The organism is Streptomyces sp. NTD91, from assembly GCF_059510455.1.
On the sequence record NZ_JCAJZW010000159.1, the window covers coordinates 1 to 603 of the forward strand.

The window sequence follows — 603 nt, forward strand, 5'->3', positions numbered from 1 at the left end:
GGCCAGTACATCGGCGAACGTCTGATGCTGGTTGCTCATGGGTGGAACGTTGACTATTCGGTCGGGACCTCGGGTCGGAGGCTGCTAGTACTGCTCGTAAGAGCGTGGAACGCACGATCTCCGGGCGGGTGCCGGCCGGGCACGCTGTTGGGTGTCTGAGGGAATGGACTTCTCCTCAGTCGCCGGTCCCAGTGCACTCGAGCCTTGTGGGTTCGGGGTGATGGGTGGCTGGTCGTTGTTTGAGAACTGCACAGTGGACGCGAGCATCTGTGGCCAAGTTTTTAAGGGCGCACGGTGGATGCCTTGGCACCAGGAACCGATGAAGGACGTGGGAGGCCGCGATAGTCCCCGGGGAGTCGTCAACCAGGCTTTGATCCGGGGGTTTCCGAATGGGGAAACCCGGCAGTCGTCATGGGCTGTCACCTACTGCTGAACACATAGGCAGTGTGGAGGGAACGCGGGGAAGTGAAACATCTCAGTACCCGCAGGAAGAGAAAACAACCGTGATTCCGGGAGTAGTGGCGAGCGAAACCGGATGAGGCCAAACCGTATGCGTGTGAGACCCGGCAGGGGTTGCGTATGCGGGGTTGTGGGATCTCTCTT

1 rRNA gene is annotated in these 603 nt (G+C 60.2%); it reads left to right on the forward strand.

The features are described 5' to 3' along the window. Positions 1–271: 271 nt before the first annotated feature. Positions 272–603 (forward strand): 23S ribosomal RNA (locus tag AC5WRT_RS39035); the annotation flags it as partial.